The sequence below is a fragment of the Frankia sp. CcMO1 genome (assembly GCF_977945845.1).
The window spans coordinates 1-6,335 of sequence record NZ_CDWTMG010000263.1 but is presented as its reverse complement, the minus strand read 5'-3'; the positions used below and the strand labels follow the sequence as shown (position 1 = coordinate 6,335).

At 69.7% G+C, this 6,335-nt stretch carries 7 protein-coding genes; 2 read left to right on the top strand and 5 right to left on the bottom strand.

The window, feature by feature from the left end:
• Positions 1 to 212 precede the first annotated feature (212 nt).
• Positions 213 to 644: an RrF2 family transcriptional regulator gene (locus AC08OU_RS21365; protein ID WP_476601875.1), complete on the top strand. Its 432-nt coding sequence runs from the start codon at positions 213 to 215 to the stop codon at positions 642 to 644.
• 268 nt (positions 645 to 912) lie between these two features.
• On the opposite strand, the gene AC08OU_RS21360 is transcribed toward AC08OU_RS21365, so the two are convergent.
• Together AC08OU_RS21360 and AC08OU_RS21355 are read right to left on the bottom strand one after the other, a co-directional pair.
• Positions 913 to 1,248 carry an indolepyruvate ferredoxin oxidoreductase subunit alpha gene (locus tag AC08OU_RS21360; protein ID WP_476601874.1) on the bottom strand — a complete coding sequence of 112 codons (336 nt, stop codon included), beginning with the start codon at positions 1,246 to 1,248 and terminating at the stop codon, positions 913 to 915.
• Between the two features lie 319 nt (positions 1,249 to 1,567).
• The gene (locus AC08OU_RS21355; RefSeq protein ID WP_476605629.1) at positions 1,568 to 2,362 is read right to left on the bottom strand and encodes a hypothetical protein; all 795 of its coding nucleotides are present in this window, start codon (positions 2,360 to 2,362) and stop codon (positions 1,568 to 1,570) included.
• 319 nt (positions 2,363 to 2,681) lie between these two features.
• Between AC08OU_RS21355 and AC08OU_RS21350 the strand changes: the two genes are divergently transcribed.
• Positions 2,682 to 3,395: a VIT1/CCC1 transporter family protein gene (locus tag AC08OU_RS21350; protein WP_476594079.1), complete on the top strand. Its 714-nt coding sequence runs from the start codon at positions 2,682 to 2,684 to the stop codon at positions 3,393 to 3,395.
• A gap of 127 nt (positions 3,396 to 3,522) precedes the next feature.
• On the opposite strand, the gene AC08OU_RS21345 is transcribed toward AC08OU_RS21350, so the two are convergent.
• The 3 genes from AC08OU_RS21345 to AC08OU_RS21335 form a co-directional block, all read right to left on the bottom strand.
• Entirely contained in the window at positions 3,523 to 4,386 is an 864-nt protein-coding gene (locus tag AC08OU_RS21345; RefSeq protein ID WP_476601872.1) for a MurR/RpiR family transcriptional regulator, read from the bottom strand.
• Positions 4,387 to 4,559: 173 nt separating this feature from the next.
• Positions 4,560 to 4,988 carry a hypothetical protein gene (locus tag AC08OU_RS21340; protein WP_476601876.1) on the bottom strand — a complete coding sequence of 143 codons (429 nt, stop codon included), beginning with the start codon at positions 4,986 to 4,988 and terminating at the stop codon, positions 4,560 to 4,562.
• Between the two features lie 155 nt (positions 4,989 to 5,143).
• Positions 5,144 to 6,335, bottom strand: a 1,192-nt coding sequence (locus AC08OU_RS21335; RefSeq protein ID WP_476605628.1) for an FAD-dependent monooxygenase, incomplete at its 5' end; no start/stop codon positions are given.

The window sequence follows — 6,335 nt, the reverse complement described above, 5'->3', positions numbered from 1 at the left end:
GTACTAGTCCGTCCGGCCGGGGGGTCCGCGGTCGCCACGAGGAGGCCGGCACCGGCCGGTCCCGGCGCGATGTCACACCCGGGGCCGCGCTCCCGCCGAGGTCCGACCTCGGCAGGCGGCACCCGTGGGACGCAGGTGCCGTCGGGACAATCTTCTACGAAGAGTAGAAGGCAAGATGGTCGGGTGACCGTCACCTCGACAGGTGCGTTCCCATGCACCTGACCCAGTCGACCGACCTGGCGCTGCGGGCGCTCATGCTCGCAGCCACCCGGGAGGATCGCCTCACCGTCCGCGACCTCTCGAAAGCCCTCGATGTTCCGCTCACCCACATGGCGAAGATCGTGCAACGCCTCCAGCGGCTCGACCTCGTGGTCACCGTACGCGGACGCACCGGCGGGGTGCTGCTCGCCCCGGGCACGACGCAGGTCACCGTCGGGCACATCGTCCGTGCCCCCGAGGGCACGGACGAGTTCGTCTCCTGCGACGGTCCCCCGTGCCCGCTGCGATGCGCCTGCCGACTGCGCCCCCTCCTGCGACGAGCCCAGGAGAACTTCCTGGTCACGCTCGACGAGGTGACCCTCGCCGAGCTCACCGACGAACCCGCCGGCGCCGTCCTGCGCTCCCTCGCGCCACCGGTCCGCTGACACCCGGCCCCGCCCTCCACGAAACGCCCTGGAACTACCCGGGGCTGGACGAGCGGACCCCGCCGTTCTGTCGGACCTGCGGGATAGAATCGTCTGGAACGCAGGCTGGTTACGGGAGGAATCCCCCGCAACGTCTCGGCGTCAGGCCGGCGCCTCGGACCCGAGGTCCGCCAGCACCGGCCTTTCCGCGAATTCTCTCGGTTCGTTTTTCCCGCTACTGCTCCGCTTTATCGTGCTCCGCCCCGGCGAATACCCGAGGTCACCCTCGTCAGCTTCCGTAGGCGGCGATGAAGGGCGTATCAGCCTTGATCTTACCGAGCTTCGTGGCACCGCCCGGCTCGCCGAGCGGTGCGTCCCGACCTGGCAGGACGGTGCTGAAGAACAGCGCCTCGCTTTCAATGAACTCCTTGTCCTTCGCGGAAACACGGTCGTCACTGATGGCCGCGCCGACCGGGCAGGACACTGCGCAGGCGCCGCATTCCGTGCACTCGTCCGGATTGATGTACATCTTACGGTCACCCTCGTAGATGCAATCGGCCGGGCACCCCTCCAGGCAGGAGCCGTCCTTGACATCGATACACGCGGCGGTGATGACAAATGGCATGAGAACCCTCACTTTCGATCGACCATGCCGGACCACATCCGGACGGCAGTCAATCCCATGGCTGGCCTCCGACTTCTTCTCGGCTGGTTCCGACCGAGACGGATGGCCGTGCGGCGAACCCGAATGAATGGTATAGGTTCGCGGGGCGCTGGCAGGTCGTGCACCGTGAACGGCATGTAAACAAATTATCCGCGAGGCAAGCCTCATGGATATCCTCGAAATCCACTCGAAGGAAAATCTCAAGGATATTTTTATCAATAACATTATCTTGACCCGAATCACGCTTGAATACCCGCCCGCATTTTCCCGGAGGACGCCATCACGGTATCGGCCCGGCACGAGGCAGCAGGGTAGCGGGGCCGCCCCCGGGAGAAATCCGGACGCCGGCACCCGCCGGCCGTACCCACCGGGCGTACCCACTGATCACACTCCGGGAAGGCCGCTGATCATGCGGCGTCACCGGCGTTCCCCAGACCCCGCCCGGGCGGGGTTCACGATCCAGGCGGAGGTTCGAGGGCCCGGGGGCAGTCGATCGTTGCAGGTGGGACGGAATTTCCATCCGGACGATCTCGCCGTAGGCGAGGAATCTCATGAGCACGAAGAACCAGTGCGCCGGCCACACCTGCAGTCGGACGGGGGGTTGGCCGGCAAGCATGATGACCATGCTGTCGCCGTCCACACCGGACGCCCGCAGGTACGGGTAGCCGATATCGGTCCAGCCGGTCGTGAGCGCCAGCGCGAGGCGCCAGTTCGTCAGGAAAAGGTGCCCCTGGGAGACAGGGCGCCACTGGACCGCGGCGAGCGCCTCGGCGCGCCTGCGCTGGCTGCCGTTGTACAGGGCACTGCCGAGCAGGGACGCGCCGAGCAGAAGGGGACTACCGAAGGCGACGAACCACCCCTGATTATAGATGACGTTCTGGCCGATGTACTGCCAGACGCAGACGGATGCCTGGGCCAGCACGGCTTCACCCGCACCCAGCGCGATCTGCACGGGTTGTGCCCGCGGACGCCATCCGCGCGTGAGCGCCTCACCGAGTTCCGCGCCAGCCAGCCAGCTCTCCTCGTACGGGGTACGCGGTCCCGGCCGCATCGGACGATGTCGGGGCAAGGTCACCAATCCCACGTCGCGCGATCACTGTCAGCCTTGATTGTCCATCATTGCCGTTCATCATTCGCAGGGCCGGCGCGGGGCATCCGGATTGGTTCACCTCCGCGCGTAGGCCGGGCGGGACCTTCCCCGACCGGCCTACGGGTTTTCCCGCGCCGACCGGCGGCCGGAATTCCGTCAGCCTTGTACTCGGTCAGGGCATGTACTCGGCCATGACGCCCCCCCGCACGATTTCCAGCAGTCTACCTCGAGGAACGGGCAGAGATGGTTCTTGATCCGTTGAGCGTACCCATGCTGATCGCCAACACCGTGCTGTAATGCCCCCATGGCGACATTCGGTGCGATGCGACGGCACCCGGAGCGGCACAGCACGAACCGTTCGGGCTGGCTGCGCGCGGCCGTCCTCGGCGCGAACGACGGCCTGGTCTCCACCTCCAGCCTCATCGTCGGCGTCGCCGCGAGCGGCGCCTCCACCGGCGCGGTCCTGACCGCCGGGATCGCGGGTCTGACCGCGGGGGCGATGTCGATGGCGGCCGGGGAGTATGTGTCGGTGAGCTCCCAGGCCGACGTGGAACACGCGGACCGGGCCAAGGAGAGCGCGGAGCTGGCGGCCAACCCCGCGGCCGAGCTCGCCGAGCTGGTCGGCATCTACGAGCGGCGCGGCCTTCCGCACGACCTCGCCAGGCAGGTCGCCGTGGCACTGACCGAGCGGGGTGCGCTGGAGGCGCACCTGCGCGACGAACTCGGCCAGAGTGAGGCCACCCGGGCGCGCCCGGTCCAGGCCGCCGTCGCGTCGGCGGGCAGCTTCACGGCCGGCGGGCTGGTGCCGTTCCTCGGGATGTCGGCCCCGGCGGGGGCGGGCCGCCTGGCGCTCGTCGTCGTGGTGACGATGATCGGTCTCGCCGTCGCGGGCATGCTCGCCGCGCGGGCCGCCGGTATGGCGCTGCTACGTCCGGCCCTGCGCGTCGTGCTGGGCGGCGCCGCGGCCATGCTGGTCACCGCGCTGGTCGGTCTGATCACCGGCGCGGCCGGCGGCTGACCGACCGCCGGGACGTACCTGAGCCCACCACCGATCCACCGCTGGTCCGTGGGCTCATACCGTTCCTCGGTGGGCGCGGGGCGAACCACGGGTCGTCGGCACCGGCGCCGCCGGGTCTGGTAGGCGGCTACATCCGGTGTTCGACGATCACGTCGGCGGTCATCGCCAGCGCGCCGGGGCTGCGCGGGCTGCGCACCACCACGAGGGCGAACAGGGCGTCGAGCACCGACAGGTGCACGATCCGGCTGGTCATCGCCTCGATGCGATACGCCGTCTCCCGACTGCCCACCACCACCGCGTGCTGCACCAGCTCGGTCAACGGTGACCGGGCAAAGCTCGTGATCGCGGCGGTGTGCGCCCCGGCGTCCACGGCCGCCCGCATCGCCGCCAGTGTCTCCGCCGTCGAGCCGGTGTGGCTGACCGCAACACACAGATCACCCGCCGCCAGCATCCGGGCGGTGACGTGCTGCACATGCGTGTCCCCGGCGAACCGCGCATCGACCCCGACCGTGGTCAGCCGGTAGGCGGCATCCATCGCCAGCGGCGCCGACGTCCCCACCGCCACGAACAACGTCCGCGGCGCGGCGACGACCAGGTCGGCGATCGCCGCCAGCACGCCACCGTCGATCCCCCGCGCCGCCTCGGTCAGCGCACTCGCCGCCCCGCCGAGCACCTTCCCGGCGATCTCATCCGGGCCATCGGCCGCGGACACCTCGTCCACCAGCTGCCGCTCCACCGGCAGCGTCTCCCGGATCAGCGCCAGCTTGAGTTCCTGATAGCCCCGAAGCCCGAGGCTCTGGCAGAACCGCACCACCGTCGCCGGCGAGCTTCCCGACACCTGCGCCAGCTCGCTCACCGACTGGTGGATCATCGCAGCCGGGTCGGCGAGGACCTGCCGCGCCACCCGCTGCTCCGCCGACGACAGCGACGCCGACAAAGCCCGGATGCGCTCCAACACGGCGGGCGCGGCAGCGCCGCCCTCGACCCTCATAGTCACATCACTAGTCACGACACGTCACGCTAAGCGCGTAGACGCAACGGTCAGATGCCTAAAGGTAAATTTCGGATGAATATTCCATAGTATCATGTATTATGAAAGTCCATTTCGGCCCCGGGCGGTCGGTGTCGGCCAGGGTGGAGGGGTCCGGAGCTCGTCCGCGACCCTCAGCGCATGATCCCAGTATGGCCGAGGGAGTAGCGACCGGGTTGCGGCCAGACCGCGAGACCGTGCGGCTCACGGCCGACGGGGATCCGAGCCAGCAGCCGGCCGGCCTTCGGCTCCGATATTTCCCGTCCAAGGAAGACCTGGTTCTCGGTGAGACGCACGCCCTGATCCCGGTGCTCCAAGAGCATGTCCGCGTCCGCCCGGCCGACGAGCCCCCGTAGACCGCCGTGTGTAACGCGTTGTTCGCCATCGCGGCTGAGCGTGGCGTCGGCCTCGGCCTTCTGTTCAGCGGCCCACCGGTCGCCTTTGTGACCCAACCGAGCAGGTCCGCCACAACATTGCTGCGCGAGTTCGAGGACGGCCTGGCACACGTCCTTGCCGAACGACTCAGCCGGGCGGACGGCGGCGGCGATGCGCAGCACTCTCATCGCCTTCTCCGCGCTGCCCCAACCGGACCGGACGCTCACGACCGCGTTGCGCCTGCTCCAGGAGACGTTCGCGATCCTCCGGCAGTGAGTCCCCGCCCGGCAGGCGATCAACGGGTGACCGCAATCACAAGCCAACAAGGACCGGCGATCTGTCATTACTGACACATTCGACATCGAGGGCCGCCAGCTTGCCGACACCGGAACACGCGGGCCCGGATCCGCACCGTCGGCAGAGCAGCCGGAGGCGGTCGCCGAACATGCCCTGTCGTCGGACCGCTCGATCGATCAGACTGGGTAGGGCAGCAGCCCGCGGTCGGGTCGACAGGAGTCGGAAGGCCACCCGGGTTCGTCGTCATGCTGGTCCTTCCCGAACAGGCACCGTTCGGCGCGGTGCGAGCGAAGCCGGTTGGCGGGACCCGCGCGGCCGGTCCGAAGAGGCGGAGTTCTCCTCTGAGGCGGGAGGTGCGGGTGGGCGGCAGCAGCGGCAGCCACCCGGCCGAGTCCCGGGCTATGGCCGCGCCGACCGCGCCGTTTCCGCGCGCCTGCGGTGCCGCGGCCAGGACGACCCGGTCGGGGCGCACCAGCACGGCCCCGGCCCCCGCCCGGCGCAACCAGCCGGCCGAGATCCCGCCGTCGGAGATGACGGCGTCGTCACCGTCGTCCAGGCCGGCCGGATGCCCCGAACCGCTGGTGGCACCCGAACCGCTGGTGGCGGCGCGGACCTGGAAGACCGGCGCCCGCAGGCGCCGCGCCAGGACCGAGAGGCCGGGATCGAGCGGGCCGGAAGCGACGATCGCAAAGGAGTCACCGAGCAGGTCATCGAGGCGGCACCGACGCCGGTCGACGGTGACCCACGGTTGTGGAAGCAGGGTCCCGGCCAGGCCACCAAGACCGCGGTGGCGGGGTCGGACCAGCGGCCCGGCGGGTAGCCGGGGCGACGTCGTACGCGCGGCGGCATGGCTGAAGCCCGGGACCCGGCAGGCTCCAGCAAGGACCAGCCGCCGAGCGGCCGCGGCGTTGTCCTGACCACCGGTCATCGCCCAGCCGACCGTGATCGCCGTCCGGATCAGGCGGGCCACGTGGGGTTCGCGTTCGAGCTGGTAGGTGTCGAGCAGTCGGTCGTCGGCTCCTTCGGACAGCACCATCGCCAGCTTCCAGCTGAGGTTGGCGGCGTCGCGTAGCCCGGCGCCCATACCCTGGCCAATGAACGGCGGGGTCACGTGCGCCGCGTCGCCAAGCAGGAAGACCCGCCCGAGGCGCCACCGGTCAGCGACCCGGGCCCGGAACGTGTATGCCGCCTGTCGCAGCACCTCCACCCCGGACCGTGGCACGCCGCGGATCCAGGGG